The 17,873-nt window shown below is 64.6% G+C and carries 14 protein-coding genes and 2 pseudogenes; 8 read left to right on the forward strand and 8 right to left on the reverse strand.

Annotated features, from left to right (window positions below):
- Positions 1-48 precede the first annotated feature (48 nt).
- From ABIF91_RS11905 to ABIF91_RS11930, 6 genes are all read right to left on the reverse strand, one after another.
- On the reverse strand, positions 49-1,293 hold the full coding sequence (locus tag ABIF91_RS11905; protein ID WP_035671667.1) for an acyl-CoA dehydrogenase: 1,245 nt from the start codon (positions 1,291-1,293) through the stop codon (positions 49-51).
- 119 nt (positions 1,294-1,412) lie between these two features.
- A complete protein-coding gene (locus ABIF91_RS11910) occupies positions 1,413-2,540 on the reverse strand; it encodes an acyl-CoA dehydrogenase family protein (RefSeq protein WP_028179294.1) in 1,128 nt (375 codons plus the stop codon).
- A 156-nt stretch (positions 2,541-2,696) separates the two neighbouring features.
- Entirely contained in the window at positions 2,697-4,568 is a 1,872-nt protein-coding gene (locus ABIF91_RS11915) for an AMP-binding protein (RefSeq protein WP_028179293.1), read from the reverse strand.
- Between the two features lie 44 nt (positions 4,569-4,612).
- Positions 4,613-5,419 (reverse strand): enoyl-CoA hydratase/isomerase family protein, encoded by an 807-nt coding sequence (locus tag ABIF91_RS11920; protein WP_028179292.1) that lies wholly within the window; start codon positions 5,417-5,419, stop codon positions 4,613-4,615.
- A gap of 192 nt (positions 5,420-5,611) precedes the next feature.
- Positions 5,612-6,370, reverse strand: a complete 759-nt coding sequence (locus ABIF91_RS11925) for an SDR family NAD(P)-dependent oxidoreductase (RefSeq protein ID WP_024337318.1) — start codon at positions 6,368-6,370, stop codon at positions 5,612-5,614.
- A 52-nt stretch (positions 6,371-6,422) separates the two neighbouring features.
- A complete protein-coding gene (locus ABIF91_RS11930; RefSeq protein WP_028179291.1) occupies positions 6,423-7,025 on the reverse strand; it encodes a TetR family transcriptional regulator in 603 nt (200 codons plus the stop codon).
- Positions 7,026-7,235: 210 nt separating this feature from the next.
- On the opposite strand from ABIF91_RS11930, the gene ABIF91_RS11935 reads away from it, so the two are divergent.
- Positions 7,236-8,408, forward strand: a complete 1,173-nt coding sequence (locus ABIF91_RS11935) for an acetyl-CoA C-acetyltransferase (protein WP_028179290.1) — start codon at positions 7,236-7,238, stop codon at positions 8,406-8,408.
- Positions 8,409-8,524: 116 nt separating this feature from the next.
- Positions 8,525-10,068, forward strand: a pseudogene (locus ABIF91_RS11940) (acyl-CoA synthetase).
- Between the two features lie 42 nt (positions 10,069-10,110).
- Here ABIF91_RS11940 and ABIF91_RS11945 read toward each other — a convergent pair.
- Positions 10,111-10,653 (reverse strand): methylated-DNA--[protein]-cysteine S-methyltransferase, encoded by a 543-nt coding sequence (locus ABIF91_RS11945; protein ID WP_028179289.1) that lies wholly within the window; start codon positions 10,651-10,653, stop codon positions 10,111-10,113.
- Positions 10,654-10,788: 135 nt separating this feature from the next.
- On the opposite strand from ABIF91_RS11945, the gene ABIF91_RS11950 reads away from it, so the two are divergent.
- The 6 genes and pseudogenes from ABIF91_RS11950 (at position 10,789) to ABIF91_RS11975 (ending at position 16,957) form a co-directional block, all read left to right on the forward strand.
- Positions 10,789-11,607 (forward strand): alpha/beta fold hydrolase, encoded by an 819-nt coding sequence (locus tag ABIF91_RS11950; RefSeq protein WP_028179288.1) that lies wholly within the window; start codon positions 10,789-10,791, stop codon positions 11,605-11,607.
- Positions 11,608-11,610: 3 nt separating this feature from the next.
- On the forward strand, positions 11,611-12,423 hold the full coding sequence (locus ABIF91_RS11955) for an alpha/beta fold hydrolase (RefSeq protein WP_028179287.1): 813 nt from the start codon (positions 11,611-11,613) through the stop codon (positions 12,421-12,423).
- Between the two features lie 187 nt (positions 12,424-12,610).
- On the forward strand, positions 12,611-13,288 hold the full coding sequence (locus ABIF91_RS11960) for a GntR family transcriptional regulator (RefSeq protein WP_028179286.1): 678 nt from the start codon (positions 12,611-12,613) through the stop codon (positions 13,286-13,288).
- Between the two features lie 132 nt (positions 13,289-13,420).
- Entirely contained in the window at positions 13,421-14,221 is an 801-nt protein-coding gene (locus tag ABIF91_RS11965) for a phytanoyl-CoA dioxygenase family protein (RefSeq protein WP_028179285.1), read from the forward strand.
- A 156-nt stretch (positions 14,222-14,377) separates the two neighbouring features.
- Entirely contained in the window at positions 14,378-15,691 is a 1,314-nt protein-coding gene (locus ABIF91_RS11970; RefSeq protein ID WP_284280913.1) for an NAD(P)H-dependent oxidoreductase, read from the forward strand.
- Between the two features lie 181 nt (positions 15,692-15,872).
- Positions 15,873-16,957: pseudogene (locus ABIF91_RS11975) on the forward strand (TRAP transporter substrate-binding protein).
- A 119-nt stretch (positions 16,958-17,076) separates the two neighbouring features.
- On the opposite strand, the gene ABIF91_RS11980 reads toward ABIF91_RS11975, so the two are convergent.
- Complete coding sequence (locus ABIF91_RS11980) at positions 17,077-17,673, reverse strand: hypothetical protein (protein WP_028179282.1); 597 nt, start codon at positions 17,671-17,673, stop codon at positions 17,077-17,079.
- Between the last annotated feature and the right edge of the window lie 200 nt (positions 17,674-17,873).

Raw genomic sequence — 17,873 nt, forward strand, 5'->3', positions numbered from 1 at the left:
CGCTTCGAGATTCCGGGTTCGGCTCCTCGAGCCGCCCCGGAATGACGGCTAATTTCTTCCCTTCGTCGGGATCTTGTTGAATGGCACGTCCTTGTCGACCCGGATGTCGCCGGGCAGACCCAGCACCCGCTCGGCGATGATGTTGCGCATGATCTCGTCGGTGCCGCCTTCGACGCGGGTGCCGGGCGCACGCAGCAGCATGGCCTGGAAACGACCGGCCAGCTCGGCATCCTCGCCGCTGACCACGCCGCTCGCACCCTGCAGATCCAGCGCGTAGGTCGCAACGTCCTGGATCATCGAGCCGGCGACCAGCTTGCCGATGGAGTTTTCCGGCCCCGGCCGCTCGCCCTTGGACAGCGCCGAGATCGCGCGCATGCTGGTGTACTTCAGCCCGCTCGCCTTCACCGCCCAGTTCGCCAGCTTCGAGCGCACCGCGCGATCCTCGATTGCCGGACCGTCGTCGAGCATCAGGCTGGAGCAGTACTCGAACAATTCAGGGAAACCGGTCGAGACCGCCGCACCGATCGCGCTGCGCTCGTTCATCAGCGTGGTCAGCGAGACATTCCAGCCGTCACCGACCTCACCGAGACGCTGATGGTCGGGAATGCGGACATTGGTGAAATAGACCTCGTTGAAATCGGAGGCCCCGCTCGCCTGCTTGATCGGCCTGACCTCGACGCCAGGGCTTTTCATGTCCAGGAAGAACATGGTGAGGCCCTTGTGCTTGGGCACGGTCGGATCGGTACGGGTGAGCAAAATGCCGTAGTCGGAATAATGCGCGCCCGACGTCCAGATCTTCTGGCCGTTGATGACCCAGTCACCGCCATCCTTCTCGGCGCGCGTGCGCAGGCCGGCGACATCAGAGCCGCCGGCGGGCTCGGAGAACAGCTGGCACCAGACCTTCTCGCCCGAGGCGAGCGGCGGCAGATATTTGCGCTTATGCTCCTCGCGCGCGAACGCCATCATGGTCGGCCCGCACATGCCGTGGCCGATGATGAACATGCGGGACAGCTGGCCGAACGGCCCTTCTTCCTGCTGCCAGATCACCCGCTCGATCGGCGAGGCGCCACGGCCGCCATACTCCTTCGGCCAGTGCAAGCAGGCCCAGCCGGCATCGGCCTTCTTCTTCTGCCAGGCCTTTGCGACCTGCAGGATGTCGGCGTTCTTGAGCTGTGTGCGGCCAAGCGAGGACTTGCGCAGCTCGTCCTCGTACTGCTTCGGCGCGTTAGCGCTGATCCAGGCGCGCGCTGTGGCGCGGAATTCGGCTTCCTGCGGGGTGTCGTCGAAGTTCATGGCTTTTTCTCTCTGTCATTCCGGGGCGCGCGCAGCGCGAACCCGGAATCTCGACGCTATTCACTCATCTCCGGATTCCGGGTTCGGCGCTATCGCGCCGCCCCGGAATGACGACAACATCAGGCCGCGTTCTTCTTGCGCATGCGGTCGATCAACTGATCTTCCCAATAGGTGAGGCTGCCGAGCCCGAGCGCCATCGCGTTGGCGCGGCGGTAGTACATGTGGCAGTCGAACTCCCAGGTGAAACCCATGCCGCCGTGAACCTGGATGTTGTTCTTGGCGCAGTGCTGGAACGCCTGCGTCGCGCTGATGCGCGCGGCGGCCGCGGCCTCCGGCAGTTCGGCTGCGTTGGTCGAGAGCGCCCAGGCGCCGTAATAGCTGTTGGAGCGCGCCAGCGTCGCCGAGACGTACATGTCGGCGAGCATGTGCTTGACCGCCTGGAAGGAGCCGATCTGGCGACCGAAGGCGATGCGGTCGAGCGCGTAGTCCCGGCCCATCTCCAGCGCGCGATCGGCACCACCGACCTGCTCGAACGCGCACAGCACCGCGGCACGATCGAGCACCTGGGTCAGGATGCTCCAGCCTTCGCCCGCAGCACCGAGCGGCTCTGCCTTGCACTCCCTGAAGGTGATCTCGGCCTGTCCACGCGTCGGATCGAGATTGGTGAGGCTTTTCACCTCGACGCCGCCAGCCTTGAGGTCGACCAGGAACAGCGAGATGTCATTCTCGCGTCCGCTCGATCCCGTGCGCGCGGCAACCACCGCGAAATCGGCGATTGCCCCGTCGGCTACCGGCTTCTTGACGCCGTTGAGCGCGCCGTTCGCGGCGATGAGCTTGACGTTTTTCGGCGACGGATTGCCCTTGCCCTCGAACAGCGCGAGCGTGCCGATCGCCTCCCCCGAAGCAATCGCCGGCAGCCATTTCTTCTTTTGCGCATCGCTGCCGGCGATCAGCAGCGCTTCAGCAGCGAGGTACACGGTCGAGGAGAACGGCACCGGCGCGTTGGCCCGGCCCATTTCCTCCGCGATCACGCAGAGTTCGAGATGGCCGGCGCCCGCACCACCGAACTCCTCGGGAATCGCGACGCCGAGGAAGCCCATCTCGGCAAGCCCCTTCCAGAGCTCCTTGTCATACGGCGCCTTGCCGTCGAGCACGACACGCACCGCCTTCGGCGGGCATTTTTCCGCGAGGAACTTGCGCGCCTGGTCGCGGAGCTGCTTCTGGTCGTCGGAGAAATCGAAGTTCATGGCGGCTTACCTTTTATTGATTCGTTGTCATTTACTGCCGTCATTCCGGGGCGCGCGTAGCGCGAGCCCGGAATCCATAACCACGAGCCGGGGTTATGGATTCCGGGCCTGGCCCTTCGGGCCATCCCGGAATGACGAGGTGAGAGAGTTGCGCATTCATCGCAGCACGATCACATCCTGATCCGGCCGATCGGCATAGAGCCGCTCCACCAGCGCGGCGCGGCGCTCGAGCCCGGCGCGCTGGTTGATGTAGCCCTTGTCGGTGAGCTCGTTGCCGTCGATCGAGGGCGGCTCGACCATCAGCATCGCGCGCGCAATCATGCGGCTGCTGGCGCCCTCGCATTCCCGGTTGTGAGCTTCCAGGCCGCGCCAGAAGCAGGCGATCACCTCGGGATGCCTCACGGCATCGGCAAAGCTGAGATCGGGATTGCCGACGAGCTGGCGGCAGGCATGCAAATTGGGCCAGGCCAGCAAACCGATGAACGCGCGATCCTGCCCCGCGACCAACGCATCGTGCACCACGGGGGTCGCCGCGGCGATCGCGTCGGTGCGGAGCGAGCCGACATGCACGAAAGTGCCGGTGGTGAGCTTGAAGTCCTCCACCACCCGGCCGGCGAAGATGATGCCTTGTACCGGGTCGGTGTCGTCGACGAAGATGCCGGCATCGCCGATGCAGTAGAATCCTTCCTCGTCGAACATCCTCTTCGTGAGATCCGACTGGCCGAAATAGCCGGGCGTGACGTTGACGCCGCGCAGGCGCAATTCGTATTTCGAGCCGCACGGCACCATCTTCAATTCGACGCCGGGGAACGGCAGGCCGATCAGGCCGACGCGCTCGGTGTCCCAGTAGGTGCCGGTCGAGGTCGGCGCGGTCTCGGTCGAGCCCCAGCCGGTGTAGAACACGATGCGCTCGCCGGTGGTCTTCACCGCAAGCGCCTGCATGCGATCGTAGAGATCGTCCGGCAACCGCGCGCCGCCATAGGCCATGATCGAGAGATTCTTGAAGAAGGAGCGGCAGAGCGTATCATCCTTCTCCATGGCGGCTGCGAGCGCGGCGTAGCCGGCCGGCACGTTGGCGTAATAGGTCGGCGAGATCTCGCGCAAATTGCGCAGCGTCTCGTCGAACTGGCCCGGCATCGGCCGGCCGTCGTCGATATAGAGCGTGCCGCCGTCGACCAGGATCGGGTGAAACGCCGCATTGCCGCCCATGGTGTGGTTCCAGGGCATCCAGTCCAGCATGGTCGAGATCGGCCCGCTCGGGTCGCGCGGACGAACCTGCGTCATCATCGCCGCATTGGCGCACATCATCTCCTGCGTGTTGATGACGGCCTTGGGCATGCCGGTCGAACCCGACGTGAACAGCAGCTTGCCGACGGTCTGGGGGGTGATCTCTGCAATCGACGCTTCGACATCCGCCGTCACTGGCGTTGCCGCGAGCTCGGCAAAGCTGACGCTCTCGATGCCGTCGCAGGGTCGCGCGACGTGAACCACGGTGACGCCGGTAAGGTCGAGTGCCTTCAGTGCTTTTTCGAATGTCGGGCCGTCCTGTACCATGACGACGGCCGGCTTGATCAGGTCGAAGAGGTATTTCAGCTTGACGTGATCGTGGCTCATCAGCGAGTACGCCGGCGAAACCGGCGCAGCGGGCGAGCGCGCCTGCATCGCGGCCTGCGTCATCAGCGCCTGCTCGATCGAATTGCCGGAGAGGATCGTGACCGGATGTCCCTCGAGCTTGAGATTGAGCAAGCCTTGCGTCAGCGCATCCACGATGCGCTTGGCTTCGCCATAAGACACCCTACGCCATTCACGGTTCGGACCGCTCCGCTGCGCCAGCCAGGTGCGCTCGGGTGCTTCCTTTGCCCATTTCGCCAGCGAGGCCGGGATATGCTTCTCGTAAGGCTGCAGCGGAATGCGCGACTTCAGCACCACCGTGCCGTCGCCGCGGCGCTCCACGTCGATGTCGCGCTCGAGCCACTGGACCTTGCGAAAGGCGGGCTTCGTCATCACCGCCGCCGCGCTTCCACTCATTTTTGCGTCTCCCGGAATTATTGTCCTTTGCGGATCTTCGTCGTTCAGCGCTTGATATAGACAGGCTTTCGCTTCTCGAGGAAGGCCCTGATGCCTTCCGAAAACTCTTCCGAGCGGCTGCACAGGACCTGGTTACGATCCTCCATCGCGATCGCAGCTTCCAGCGATCCGGCATCGACGCTCATGTTGAGACATTCCTTGGACAGGCGCAGGCCCACTGGCGAGGCCGTCATCATCGCCTCGACATAGGGCGCAGCCGCGTCATCCAGACCGTCCTCCTCGACGATTTCCGAGACGAGCCCGACCGCGAGCGCTCGCTCGGCGCCGATGAAGCGTCCGGTGAGGATCAGTTCGGACGCCACGGAGACGCCGACCAGCCGCGGCAGAAAATAGCTGGTGCCGATGTCGCAGCCGCCGAGGCCGAGCTTGATGAAGGCGCAGTTCATCCGCGTCGACCGCGTCGCGATGCGGATGTCGGAGGCCAGTGCCAGCGCAAAGCCGCCGCCGGCCGCCGCGCCCTGCACCAGCGCCAGGATCGGCTGCGGGCAGCGCCGCATCAGCATCACGATGTCGGCGATGCGCCGCTGAGAATCCAGCGACTCTGTGACGCCGGGCGGCTCCTGCTGCCCGGCGCGGCGCGCCATCGCGTGCTTGAGATCGAGACCTGCGCAGAAGTTCTTGCCGGCGCCCTTCAACACCACCACGCGGGTCTCGCGGTTGCGCTGGAGACCCTGAAAATAGGAGTTGAGCGCATCGATCAGCGCCGGATCGAGCGCGTTGAGGTGTTCGGGACGATTGAGCGTCACCCGGTCGACGCCGTCGTCATGCTCGATCAGCAGCGGTTGGGACATGGGAGCGTCCTTCTACGGGTGGAGCGCCGGTCTCCACCCTCCCCTGGAGGGGGAGGGTCGATCGCGCGCAGCGCGAGCGGGGTGGGGTGACGGTCTCTCCGCCCCGAACACTGCCCAGGTGGAGAGATCACCCCACCCCGGCGCTTCGCGCCGACCCTCCCCCTCCAGGGGAGGGTAAGAAGAGAGCCTCTGCTACCGCGGCGCCATGCGGATGGCGCCGTCGAGGCGGATGGTCTCGCCGTTCAGCATCGGATTCTCGACGATGTGCACCGCGAGCATGCCGTATTCATTGGCATCGCCGAGACGCGAGGGATGCGGCACCTGGGCGCCGAGGCTCTTGCGGGCCTCTTCGTTCAAGCCCATCAGCAGCGGCGTGAAGAACAGGCCGGGCGCGATGGTGTTGACGCGGATCTTCTGGCTGGCGAGATCGCGCGCGGCCGGAAGGGTGAGGCCGACGACGCCACCCTTCGAGGCCGAATAGGCGATCTGGCCGATCTGGCCTTCGTAAGCCGCCACCGAAGCGGTGTTGATGATGACGCCGCGCTCTTCGCCGATGGGCTCCGCAGTGACAAGACGTTCCGCGAACAGCCGCAGGCAGTTGAAGGTGCCGATCAGGTTGACGTTGATGATGCGCGCGAACTTTTCGAGCGGGTAGACGCCGTCGCGGCCGACGATACGCTGCGAGCCGCCGATGCCGGCGCAGTTCATCAGCACGCGGGCGACGCCGTGCGCAGCTTCCGCCTTGGCGATTGCGGCCTTGATCTGCTCCTCGCTGGTGACGTCGGCATGCAGCGCGACGCCCTTCACTTCGGCAGCGACCTTCTCGGCGTTTTCCTTGCTCTGGTCGATCACGCCGATCTTGGCGCCCTTGGCAGCCATGGCGCGCGCGGTCGCGGCACCAAGACCCGAACCACCGCCGGTGATGAGAACGGCTACGTCTTTCAACTGCATCGCTTGTACCTTTCCTTGGACGTTTCTTCTCTGGACTTGGGAGTTCGGCCGATTATCCGGCCGCGGCAGCTTCCTCTACTTGCGTGAGGATGCCGCCGCAGATCAGCGTTTCCATGTGCTTGATGTATTGCCGGCAGACATCATCGGTGACCGGGCCGACGCCGGTCGCGCGGGACATCGCATGCCGGCCGAAGAACAAATGATCGCAGGCGCCGATCAGGCTGGTGTAGAACAGCACCGGATCGGTCTGGCGGAATTCGCCGCGGCTGACGCCTTCGGCGAGCAGGCGGCGGTGGAAATCCAGCAGCGGCGCGACGAAGAATTTCGAGACCTCATCGGCGGAGCCCGCGCTGGTCTCGTGCAGCAGATAGTGAATCAGCCGGTTCATGTAGGGGAACCGGTGATAGGCGCGGATGATGCCGGCGATATGCAGCTTCAGCTTCGCCGTCGACGTGATCGGCTGCGCCAGCAGATATTCGAGATTCGACATCTCGGTCGCCGCATCCCGTGCGAGCAGCGCCAACAGCAGGCCGTCCTTGTTGCCGAAGTGATATTTGACCAGGGCGGCGTTGGCGCCGGACTTCTGCGCGATATCGGAGAGCGAGATCTCGATCGAGGAGCGTTCGATCATCAGCTCGCTCGCGGCCACCAGCAATTTCTCTGCCGTGGAATTTTTCCCGCCGGGGAGCCTGTTCGATACGCTGGTAGCCACGGAGATCCCTGTTTTCGCCGCTTGAAGCGGGCGCAGATAAGCCCAAGCAGCGCCTCATCACAAGAGTTAATTGATCGATTGACTAAACGATCTCCCGTCCCTTAAATCCGACCCCGACAACCAACCCAGTCAAAAATTCAGGGAGAGACCGAAATGGCCGAGGCTTACATCGTCGCCGCTGCGCGTACCGCTGGCGGGCGAAAGGGGGGCCGCCTCGCCGGCTGGCATCCGGCCGATCTCGCCGCCAAGGTGCTGGACGAACTGGTCGACCCCACCAAGGTCGATCCCGCCCTGGTCGAGGACGTGATCATGGGCTGCGTGATGCAGGTCGGCGAGCAGTCCAACAACGTCGCGCGCAACGCGGTCATGGCTTCGAAGCTCCCTGAAAGCGTGCCGGGCACCTCGATCGACCGCCAGTGCGGCTCCTCGCAGCAGGCGCTGCACTTCGCCGCGCAAGCCGTGATGTCGGGTGCGATGGACGTCGTGATCGCGGCCGGCGTGGAATCGATGACGCGGGTTCCAATGGGCCTGTCCTCGCAGCTTCCGGCCAAGAACGGTTTTGGCAATTACAAGAGCCCGGGCATCGAGAAGAAGTATCCGAACATCGTGTTCAGCCAGTTCACCGGCGCTGAGATGATGGCGGAGAAGTACGGCCTCTCCAAGGATGAGCTCGACGAGTACTCCTACAACAGCCACCGGCGCGCGATCGCGGCGACGCAGGCCGGTCACTTCAAGAAGGAGATCGTGCCGCTCGATATCACCCGCGCCGACGGCAGCAAGGACACCCACCACATCGACGAAGGCATCCGCTTCGACGTCAGCCTCGACGGCATCAAAGGCGTCAAGCTGATCGCCGAGAATGGCAGGCTCTCCGCCGCCAGCGCCAGCCAGATCTGCGACGGCGCCTCCGGCGTCATGGTGGTGAACGAGCGTGGCCTCAAGCAACTCGGCGTCAAGCCGCTGGCGCGCGTCCACCACATGACCATGACGGGCGGCGATCCCGTCATCATGCTGGACGCGCCGCTGCACGCCACCAAGCGCGCGCTGGAGAAGGCCGGCATGAAGATCGGCGACATCGACCTGTTCGAGGTCAACGAGGCCTTCGCTTCGGTGCCGACCGCGTGGCTGAAGACCACCGGTGCCGATCCGGAGCGCCTCAACGTCAATGGCGGCGCGATCGCGCTCGGCCATCCGCTCGGCGGCTCCGGCACCAAGCTGATGACCACGCTGGTCCACGCCCTGCACCAGCGCGGCAAGCGCTATGGCCTGCAGACCATGTGCGAAGGCGGCGGCATGGCCAACGTGACGATCGTCGAACGACTGTAAAAAAACAAAAGCGAGAAGTGAGTGGCGAGTAGCGAATGGTGAGTAGGCGAAGAACGGTTTGCCCTTCTTCCCTATTCGCCACTCGCTACTCGCCATTCGCGTTTTGAGGAAACGCCATGACCCACCCCTCCATCCACGCCGCACCACGCCCGACAAGATCGCCTACCAGATGGCCGGCACCGGCAAGGCGATCACCTATCGCGAGCTCGACGAGCTCTCGAACCAGGGCGCACATCTCTTCCGATCGCTCGGGCTAAAGGCCGGCGACCACATCGCTCTTCTGATGGAGAACCGCCTCGCGTTCATGGAGATCTGCTGGGCCGCACAGCGCAGCGGGCTCTATTACACTGCGATCAGCCGCTATCTGAAGCAGGACGAGATCGACTACATCATCAAGGATTGCGGCGCCAAGATCGTCATCACCACGCCGAAATGCGCCGACCAGATCAAGAGCCTGATCAAGGGCACGGCAGGCGAGCCAATCTTCTACATGATGGACGAGCCGCTGCCCGACTTCCGCTCCTACGACAAGGAAGCCGCTGCGCAGCCGACCACGCCGATCGCGGACGAGGTCGCCGGCTACGACATGCTGTACTCGTCGGGAACCACCGGGCGGCCCAAGGGCATCAAGAAGGCCTTCGAGGGCAACAGGATCGACGTGCCAAACGCCTTCCTGCGCGTGCTCTGCGCCGACATGTGCGGCATGAACGCCGAGAGCACCTATCTCTCGCCGGCGCCGCTCTATCACGCAGCGCCCCTGCGCTTCAACATGATGGCGATCGTGCTCGGCGGCACCTCCATCATCATGGAGCACTTCGATGCCGAGGAATTCCTGAAGCTCGTCGAGAAATACAAGGTGACGCAGTCGCAGCTGGTGCCGACCATGTTCGTGCGCATGCTGAAGCTGCCGGAGGAGGTGCGGACGAAGTACGACGTTTCGACGCTGAAGGGCGCGATCCACGCCGCCGCGCCCTGCCCGGTCGACGTGAAAGCCAAGATGATCGAATGGTGGGGCCCGATCCTGATCGAGTATTATGCGGGCTCGGAAGGCAACGGCGTCACGGTCTGCAACTCGCAGCAATGGCTGGAGCATCGCGGCAGCGTTGGCCGCGCCGTGGTCGGCAAGATCAAGATTCTGGACGAGAACGACGAGGAACAACCGACAGGCGAAATCGGCACGGTCTACTTCGCCGATGCGCCCGCCTTCACCTATCACAACGACCCCGAGAAGACGAAGAAGGCCTACAACGCCAAGGGCTGGTCGACGCTCGGCGATGTCGGCTATCTCGACAAGGACGGCTTCCTCTATCTCACCGACCGCAAGTCCTACATGATCATCTCGGGCGGGGTGAACATCTACCCGCAGGAGACCGAGGACGTGCTGATCACGCATCCTGAGGTCGCCGACGTCGCCGTGTTCGGCGTGCCGAACGAGGAGATGGGCGAAGAGGTGAAGGCGGTGGTGCAGCCGCACGACATGGCTCGCGCCGGCAAGGCGCTGGAGGCGGATTTGATTGCCTACTGCAAGAGCCGCCTCTCCGCCATCAAGTGCCCCCGCTCGATCGACTTCGAAGCCGAGCTGCCGCGCACGCCGACCGGCAAGCTGGTGAAGCGGCATCTGCGCGATCGGTATTGGCCGAAGACGGCGGCGAAGATTTGAGGCGTTCTTACCCTCCCCTGGAGGGGGAGGGTGAAGCGGAGATCAATCAAACAAACTCGGCGTGTGGTTCACCAGCGCGCCTTCGATCTCGAGCATCTTCAGCTTGGTCACCACGCCGCCGTTCGCCGAGAAGCCGCCGGGCTTGTTGCCGGCCGCCAGCACGCGATGGCACGGCACCACGATCGGGCACGGGTTGCGGCCAAGCGCCTGGCCGACGTCGCGCGACAGCTGGACGCCGCCGAGCTGCTTGGCGATGTCGCCATAGGTGACGGTCTTGCCCGGCGGGACGGTGCGGGCGATGTCGTAGACGCCGCGGTTGAATTCGGGCACGCCGTCGAGGTCGAGCGGAATGTCGATGAGATCATCCGGCTCGCCCGCGAGCAGTTTCGTGATGCGGTCGATCGCCTGCTGCACCTCGGCAGTCGGCTCAGCTTCGCTGGCATCGGCATGGCGCTGCTGGATGCGGGTGCGGATCTTCTGCTCGCCACCCATCGGCAATTGCGTGCCGTTGATGCCGCGCGGGCCCCAGGCGATGGCGCACAGGCCGATCCGGGTGTCGAACAGGGCAAAATGCTGGTCGGTCATGGCTTGGTTCCTGGCTGCGTTCCTTGTCGCATGCCCCCAATGTGATCTCGGCCCGAATCTAGGCTTGGAAATAGTTGCGATCCACCCGGTTTCCGGGAATCTTGCACAGGAGTTCCACCCCCTCGCGAGCCCGGAATGCAAAGCCTGCACGTCAACGGATACGACATGCCCTATCTCGACGTGGGCGAAGACAGAGGCCGTCCGCCGCTGGTCTGCGTGCACGGCTCGCTGAACGACTTCCGCGTCTGGGGCTGCGTGCTCGGCCCGCTGACGCAGCGACATCGGGTGATCGCCGTCAGCCTGCGGCACTTCTTCCCCGAGCGCTGGGACGGGCTTGGTGACACCTATTCGATCGCCCAGCATGTCAATGACGTCATCACTTTCATCGACGAGCTCGATCTCGGACCGGTCGATCTGATGGGACATTCCCGTGGCGGGCACATCTGCTTCCGCGTGGCACAGCGGCGGCCGGATCTGCTCCGGCGGCTGATCCTGGCCGAGCCCGGCGGCGAGCTCGATGCAAGCCTCGATCCGGATTACGTCGGCGGCCCCGCTCCGCTGCTGGCGCGCTTCACCGCCTCGGCCGAGAAGATCGCAGCCGGCGATGTCGATGGCGGCCTCGCCGTCTTCGTCGATACGCTGGAGGGGCCTGGCACCTGGCCGCGATTGCCGGCGATGGTGAAGCAGAATCTGCGCGACAACGCCATGACGCTGATCGGCCAGGTCCGCGACAACCGCCCGCCGTTCTCGAAGGCGGATGCGGAGTCCATCAAGATGCCGACCCTGTTCATCCTGGGGGCGCGGACCAAGGGCCTGCTGCCGAAAGTGCTGCACGCGCTGGCCGCGCATGTGCCCTATTCCAAGACGACGATCATCCCGAACGCGACCCACCCGATGTTCGAGCAGGCGCCGCAGAAATATTCCGAAGTGGTGCTGGATTTCCTGGCGAGCTGACACATGCAGACAATTCGCGTCAACGACTACGACATGGCCTATCTGGAAGTCGGAAGCGGCCGCCCGCTGGTCTGCGTGCATGGCACGCTCGGGGACTTCCGCACCTGGTATTCGGTGCTGGGCCCGTTATCGAAGAATCATCGCGTGATCTCGGTGAGCCTGGGGCATTTCTTCCCCGAGCATTGGGATGCGGTCGGCGACGACTACAAGATGGCGCAGCATGTTGCCGACGTGATCGCTTTCATCGAGCAGGTCGAGCCTGCGCCGGTCGATCTGATGGGCCATTCGCGCGGCGGGCATATCGCGTTTCGCGTGGCGCAGGCCCGGCCCGATCTGCTGCGAAAACTGGTGCTGGCGGAGCCCGGCGGCGATCTCGACGCATCCCTGCCGGTGCCGGAAGGCACACCCGCGCATCCGCCGCTGGCGGCCCGCACCGTGCGGTCGGTCGAGATGATCCGCGCCGGCGACATCGAGGGCGCGCTGCGGAATTTCTACGAAGGCATCGAGGGCGACGGCTCCTGGCGGCGCGTGCCCGCCGCAGCGAAACAGCAACTTCGCGACAACGCGCTGACCTTCCTCGGCCAGATCAACGAGCAGCGCCGGCGCTACACGCTCAGCGATGCGCAGGCGATCAGGACGCCGACGCTGCTGATCGGCGGCGGCGCCACCACCGGCAGCTTGTCGGTGATGTGGCGCGTGCTGGCCGACCACATCGCAGGCAGCAAGACGGCGGTGATCGAGAATGCCGGCCACTGGATGTTCGAGCAGGCGCCGCTGGAGTTTGGTGAAGTCGTGAGCAGGTTCCTGGCGGAGTAGAGGTGGGTGCCTGCCTCAACCTTCGAAAACAACCCCATGCACAGTAGACGGACCTAGTGATATCAACGGCTTAGCGGGGGCAGAAAAGCCGCCTTGAGCGGGACCTCGACGGTTCGCCTTGACGCCCTAGCCATCGCAGCATACCTTTCGATACGGAATTCCGTATTCCGTACGAGGAGCTCCCGGCGTGATCCCTCTCGACCCGCTCCCGAACCTGATCGACCAGGTCTATGCGCGGATCCTGGAAGCGATCTCCGACCGCACATTGCGTCCCGGCCAGCGCATCCGTCAGAACGAGCTGGCCGACAGGCTCGGCGTGTCGCGCCAGCCGGTCTCGCATGCGCTGCATCTGTTGCACCGCCAGGGCTTGGTCGCGGAAAGCGGCCGCCGGGGATTTGAAGTCACCCAGCTCGATCCCGCGCGCATCCGCCAGCTCTACGAGGTACGCGGCGCCATCGACGCGCTGGCGGCCCGACTCGCCGCGGCGCGCGCAGGCACTGACGCGGCCGGACGCGCACGGCTCGACGCGGCGCTTGCCGCCGGACGCCGCAGCGACCGCAACACGACGCTGGCCGATCTCATCGCGCTCGATGTCGACTTCCACCGCGCGATCTATCAGCTCGCCGGCAATCCCGTGATCGAGGAAACGATCGCACCGCAATGGCCGCATATGCGGCGCTCGATGGCGACGGTGCTGTCCGAGCTCGATTATCGCGACAGCGCCTGGGCCGAACATGCCGACATCGCCGCACGCATTCTCGCCGGCGACGCGAACGGAGCCGAGCGCGCGGCGCTGACGCATGCGCAGACGGCGGGACGGATGACCGAGGAAAGATTGAGGGCGACGGACGAGGCGGCGGCGTAGCGGCAGGCGCCGTCATGCCCGGCCTTGTGCCGGGCATCCACGTTCTTTCTTGACGAGCCGCAAAGACGTGGATGGCCGGGTCAAGCCCGGCCATGACGAGAAAGAGAACAAATCAAAACAGGAGGACGACCCATGAAATTGTCACAGGAGCAATTGGAGTTCTTCAACCGCGAGGGCTGGCTGTTCCTGCCCGAGTTGTTCAGCCAGGAGGAGGTCGATCTGCTCGCGCGCGAGGCGGTCGGCATCTACGACGCCAACCGGCCGGAGGTCTGGCGCGAGAAGAGCGGCGCGCCGCGCACGGCCTTTGCCGCACACCTCTACAACGAGGCCTTCGGACTCCTCGGCGCGCATCCGCGCATGATCGAGCCGGTCGAGCAGGTGTTCGGCGAGCCGGTCTACATGCACCAGTTCAAGATCAACGCGAAATCGGCCTTCACGGGCGACGTCTGGCAGTGGCACCAGGATTATGGCACCTGGAAGCGCGACGACGGGATGCCGGAGCCGCGTGCGATGAACATCGCGATCTTCCTCGACGAGGTGATGCCGATCAACGGCCCCCTGATGCTGGTGCCGCGCAGCCAAAATGCAGGCGACCTGGCGGCCTCGCATGATCTCGCCACCACCTCCTATCCGCTGTGGACGCTGGACGAGGACACCGTGACCCGCCTCGTCAAGCAGGGCGGCATTGTCGCACCGACCGGCAAGCCCGGCGGCATGCTGATGTTCCACGGCAATCTCGTGCATGGATCTGCCGGCAACATCACGCCCTACCCGCGCAAGATCGTGTACCTGACGCTGAACGCGGTCTCGAACCACATCCGCACACCGACCCGGCCGGACTACATCGCGCATCGCGACTTTGCGCCGATCAAGACCGTGGACGACGACGCGCTGCTGCGGCTTGCCCGTGCACCGCGCCAGGCGGCGGAGTAGGATGCTCTCGTGCCCCGGACGCAGCGCAGCACGTCAGTGATGCGCTGCTGAGCCGGGGCCCATACCGCACGGATGGTTTTTCTTTGGATCCCGGCTCTGCGGAGCAGCGTTACACGCTGCACCGCGTCCGGGAGACGATCATGATCGGGTGTCCCCATGAACCTCTCCCGCCTCCTCCAGGCCCGCGCCAGCGCCGGCAAGCCGGTCCGAGTCGCGCTGATCGGCGCGGGCAAATTCGGCTCGATGTTCTTGGCGCAGGTGCCGCACACGCCTGGGCTGGAGGTGCCCATCATCGTCGACATCGACCGTGACCGCGCGCGCGAGGCCTGCCGCATGGTCGGCTGGAGCGCCGAGCGGATCGCCGCAACCATGTTCACCGATGACGGCGCGCGCGCCATTGCCGGCGGCGCGATGGACGTGGTGGTGGAGGCGACCGGAAATCCCGCGGTCGGCATCAAGCATGCGCGCGCCGCGATCGCGGCCGGCAAGCACATCGTGATGGTGAATGTCGAGGCCGATGTTCTGGCGGGCCCCCTGCTCGCCGAGGAGGCGCGCAAGGCCGGCGTGGTCTATTCGCTGGCCTATGGCGACCAGCCGGCGCTGACCGCGGAGATGGTGGATTGGGCGCGGGCCACCGGCTTCCGCGTCGTCGCCGCCGGCAAAGGCACGAAATATCTGCCGGCCTATCACGACGTGACGCCCGACGGCGTCTGGCAGCATTACGGCCTGACTGCGGGCGAGGCGCAATCGGCCGGCATGAATCCGCAGATGTTCAATTCCTTTCTCGACGGCACCAAATCGGCGATCGAGATGGCCGCGATTGCGAACGCCTGCGGCCTCGACGTGCCCACGGACGGCCTGCTGTTTCCGCCCTGCGGCGTCGACGACCTGCCGCACATCATGCGGCCGCGCTCGCGCGGCGGCGTGCTCGAGCGGTCCGGCGTCGTCGAGGTCGTCTCCTCGCTCGAGCGCGACGGCCGGCCGGTGTTTCGCGATCTGCGCTGGGGCGTCTATGTCGTGCTGGAGGCGCCGAACGATTATGCCGCCGACTGCTTCAGGCAATATGGCCTGAAGACCGACGCCAGCGGACGCTTCGCCGCGATGTACAAGCCCTATCATCTGATCGGGCTCGAGCTGAACATCTCGGTGCTGTCGGCCGCGCTGCGGGGCGAACCGACCGGGCAGGCCATCGGCTTCCGCGGCGACGTCGCCGCGGTGGCCAAGCGCAATCTGCGCGCCGGGGAGATGCTCGACGGCGAAGGGGGCTATACGGTGTGGGGCAAGCTGGTACCGGCGGCTGCGAGCCTGAGGGCTGGCGCCCTGCCCATCGGACTCGCACATCGCGTGAAGCTGAAACATGACGTCGCCCATGGCGCGGTGGTGCGCTGGAGCGATGTCGAATTCGAGCCGGGCAATGAAACGGTGAAGACGCGCAAGGCCATGGAAGCCGCATTCGCAGCGCAGCATTGACCGGCTTGGCGGCGGCACGACCAAAGTGCGCTTGATTTGCGGTTCCCCTTTGGTCATGCTGACTGCGATCCGGGAATACTGAATTTCGGACAATAAGGAAACGTCGGCCACCGGCGAAGACGAAAGCGGCGCCAAGACCGCGATCCCTCGTCGAGGACACGACATCACAGGAGGGAAACGCATGGAACGTCGTAAATTCCTGACGGCGGGCGGATTGGGCCTGGCCGCAAGTGCCGTTGCTTCGCCGGCTATCGCGCAGTCGATGCCCGAGGTGAAATGGCGGCTGGCGGCGAGCTGGCCGAAGTCGCTCGATACGCTCTATGGCGGCTGCGAATATTTCTGCAAACGCATCGCCGAGATCACCGACAACCGCTTTCAGATCCAGCCCTTTGCTGCCGGTGAGATCGTGCCGGGCCTGCAGGTGCTCGACGCGGTCTCGAACGGCACCGTCGAGATGGGCAACACTGCGCTCTATTACTATTGGGGCAAGAACCCCGCGTTCACCTTCGGCACGTCGCTGCCGTTCGGTCTCAACACGCGCCAGCACATCTCCTGGCTGTTGTGGAACGGCGGTCAGGACATGCTCAACGGTCTCTTGAAGGAGCACAATGCGATCGGCGTTCCCACAGGCTCGACCGGCGCGCAGATGGGCGGCTGGTTTCGCAAGGAGATCAAGACCGTCGATGATCTCAAGGGCCTGAAATTCCGCGTCGGCGGCTTCGCCGGCACCATCGTCTCGAAGCTCGGCGGCGTGCCGCAGCAGATCGCGGCGGGCGACATCTATCCGGCGCTGGAGAAGGGGACGATCGACGCGGCGGAGTGGGTCGGGCCCTATGACGACGAGAAGCTCGGCTTCGTGAAGGTGGCGAAGTACTATTACTATCCGGGCTGGTGGGAAGGCACCGGCCAGGGCCACAACATCATGAATCTGGAGAAATGGAACGCGCTGCCGAAGCACTATCAGGCAGCGATCTCGACGGCATCGCTCGATACCTTCACCTGGGTGACCGGCAAGTACGACTCGGTCCACCCGCCCTCAAGCGGCTGCTCGCGGCCGGCGCGATCCTCAAGCCCTTCCCGCAGGAGGTGCTCGAAGCCTGCTACGGCGCAGCCAACGAGATCTACGCCGATCTCGCCAAGAGCAACCCGCATTTCGGCAAGATGTATGCGAGCCTCACCGCTTTCCGCAGCGAGTCGCTGGCCTGGATGCAGGTGGCCGAGCTCAGCTTCGACACATTCATGATGCGGATGCGGACAAGGACGTAGCCGCATCGCGCTGCAAGCGACGAAACGACGAAAGCCCCGGAGATGTCTCCGGGGCTTTTGCGTTGGGTGCGGATATCATCGCCGGCCTGGTCAAGCCGGGGAATGACGGCATTCCATGGTCAATTTTCCTCGTCACCGAGCGCGGCGACCAGCTTGTCGTAGTACTTGCCGACGAGATCGATGTTGCCCTTGTTCTCGATTTGCGGGGCCGGCGTCTTCAGCGCCTCGTTGAGCTCGTCGAGGGCTTCTTTCTTGTCTTTGGCCGGCATCTTCTTGTCGGCCTGGATCTCTGCGATCTGCGCCTTGATGACCGCTTCGGGGCCGACATACTTCTTGGTCGCGGGATCGAAGCCGCCGATCACGAGGCTGATATTGTCCACGACGTTGTTGTAATCGTCATAGCTGGCAAAGCCATGCTTCTTGGCAACCTCCTCGAGCTGCGCGATCACCTTCTGGTCGGGCGCGGCGTTCTCCGGAAGCTTCTCCGTGATCGCATCCATGTCATTCTGCGCAGCGAGCACGCCGTCGAGCTGCTTGTCGGTCAGCGCGATCTGCTTCAACGCGGGCGCCTGCTGCTGCGCCGGCGCGGTCGGCTGAGTGGGCGCAGCCTGCTGCTTGGCCTGGGCGAAAGCAGCGCCGGAGGAGGCGAACGAAGCTGCAGACAGAAGGCACGCAACGCTCAGCGCGGTGAGGGCGGGACGAAGCAATGCTGGCATGGTAGGTCTCCTCCGAAGGGGATGGCTGGTTTTGGCGGCCGAAAGCTAGGGATCACGAAATGAACTGCGCATGAACTCCGCGCATTCCTGCTAGCGGCAGATCATGGCTGAATGATCACAACTCGGTGGGAGCCCGATCCCCGTGGGTCGGTCAAAATCCCCCGGGTATGGTCACTTGAAACTCCCCCACCTGATGATCG

The sequence above is a fragment of the Bradyrhizobium sp. USDA 241 genome, assembly GCF_049739505.1.
Lineage (GTDB): Bacteria > Pseudomonadota > Alphaproteobacteria > Rhizobiales > Xanthobacteraceae > Bradyrhizobium > Bradyrhizobium liaoningense.

Bases quoted from the DNA above. Each gene is read 5' to 3' on its own strand.
- ABIF91_RS11905 (WP_035671667.1), bottom strand. From the start codon at position 1,293: ATGAACTTCGACGACACCCCGCAGGAAGCCGAATTCCGCGCCACAGCG.
- ABIF91_RS11910 (WP_028179294.1), bottom strand. From the start codon at position 2,540: ATGAACTTCGATTTCTCCGACGACCAGAAGCAGCTCCGCGACCAGGCG.
- ABIF91_RS11915 (WP_028179293.1), bottom strand. From the start codon at position 4,568: ATGAGTGGAAGCGCGGCGGCGGTGATGACGAAGCCCGCCTTTCGCAAG.
- ABIF91_RS11920 (WP_028179292.1), bottom strand. From the start codon at position 5,419: ATGTCCCAACCGCTGCTGATCGAGCATGACGACGGCGTCGACCGGGTG.
- ABIF91_RS11925 (WP_024337318.1), bottom strand. From the start codon at position 6,370: ATGCAGTTGAAAGACGTAGCCGTTCTCATCACCGGCGGTGGTTCGGGT.
- ABIF91_RS11935 (WP_028179290.1), top strand. From the start codon at position 7,236: ATGGCCGAGGCTTACATCGTCGCCGCTGCGCGTACCGCTGGCGGGCGA.
- ABIF91_RS11945 (WP_028179289.1), bottom strand. From the start codon at position 10,653: ATGACCGACCAGCATTTTGCCCTGTTCGACACCCGGATCGGCCTGTGC.
- ABIF91_RS11950 (WP_028179288.1), top strand. From the start codon at position 10,789: ATGCAAAGCCTGCACGTCAACGGATACGACATGCCCTATCTCGACGTG.
- ABIF91_RS11955 (WP_028179287.1), top strand. From the start codon at position 11,611: ATGCAGACAATTCGCGTCAACGACTACGACATGGCCTATCTGGAAGTC.
- ABIF91_RS11965 (WP_028179285.1), top strand. From the start codon at position 13,421: ATGAAATTGTCACAGGAGCAATTGGAGTTCTTCAACCGCGAGGGCTGG.
- ABIF91_RS11970 (WP_284280913.1), top strand. From the start codon at position 14,378: ATGAACCTCTCCCGCCTCCTCCAGGCCCGCGCCAGCGCCGGCAAGCCG.
- ABIF91_RS11980 (WP_028179282.1), bottom strand. From the start codon at position 17,673: ATGCCAGCATTGCTTCGTCCCGCCCTCACCGCGCTGAGCGTTGCGTGC.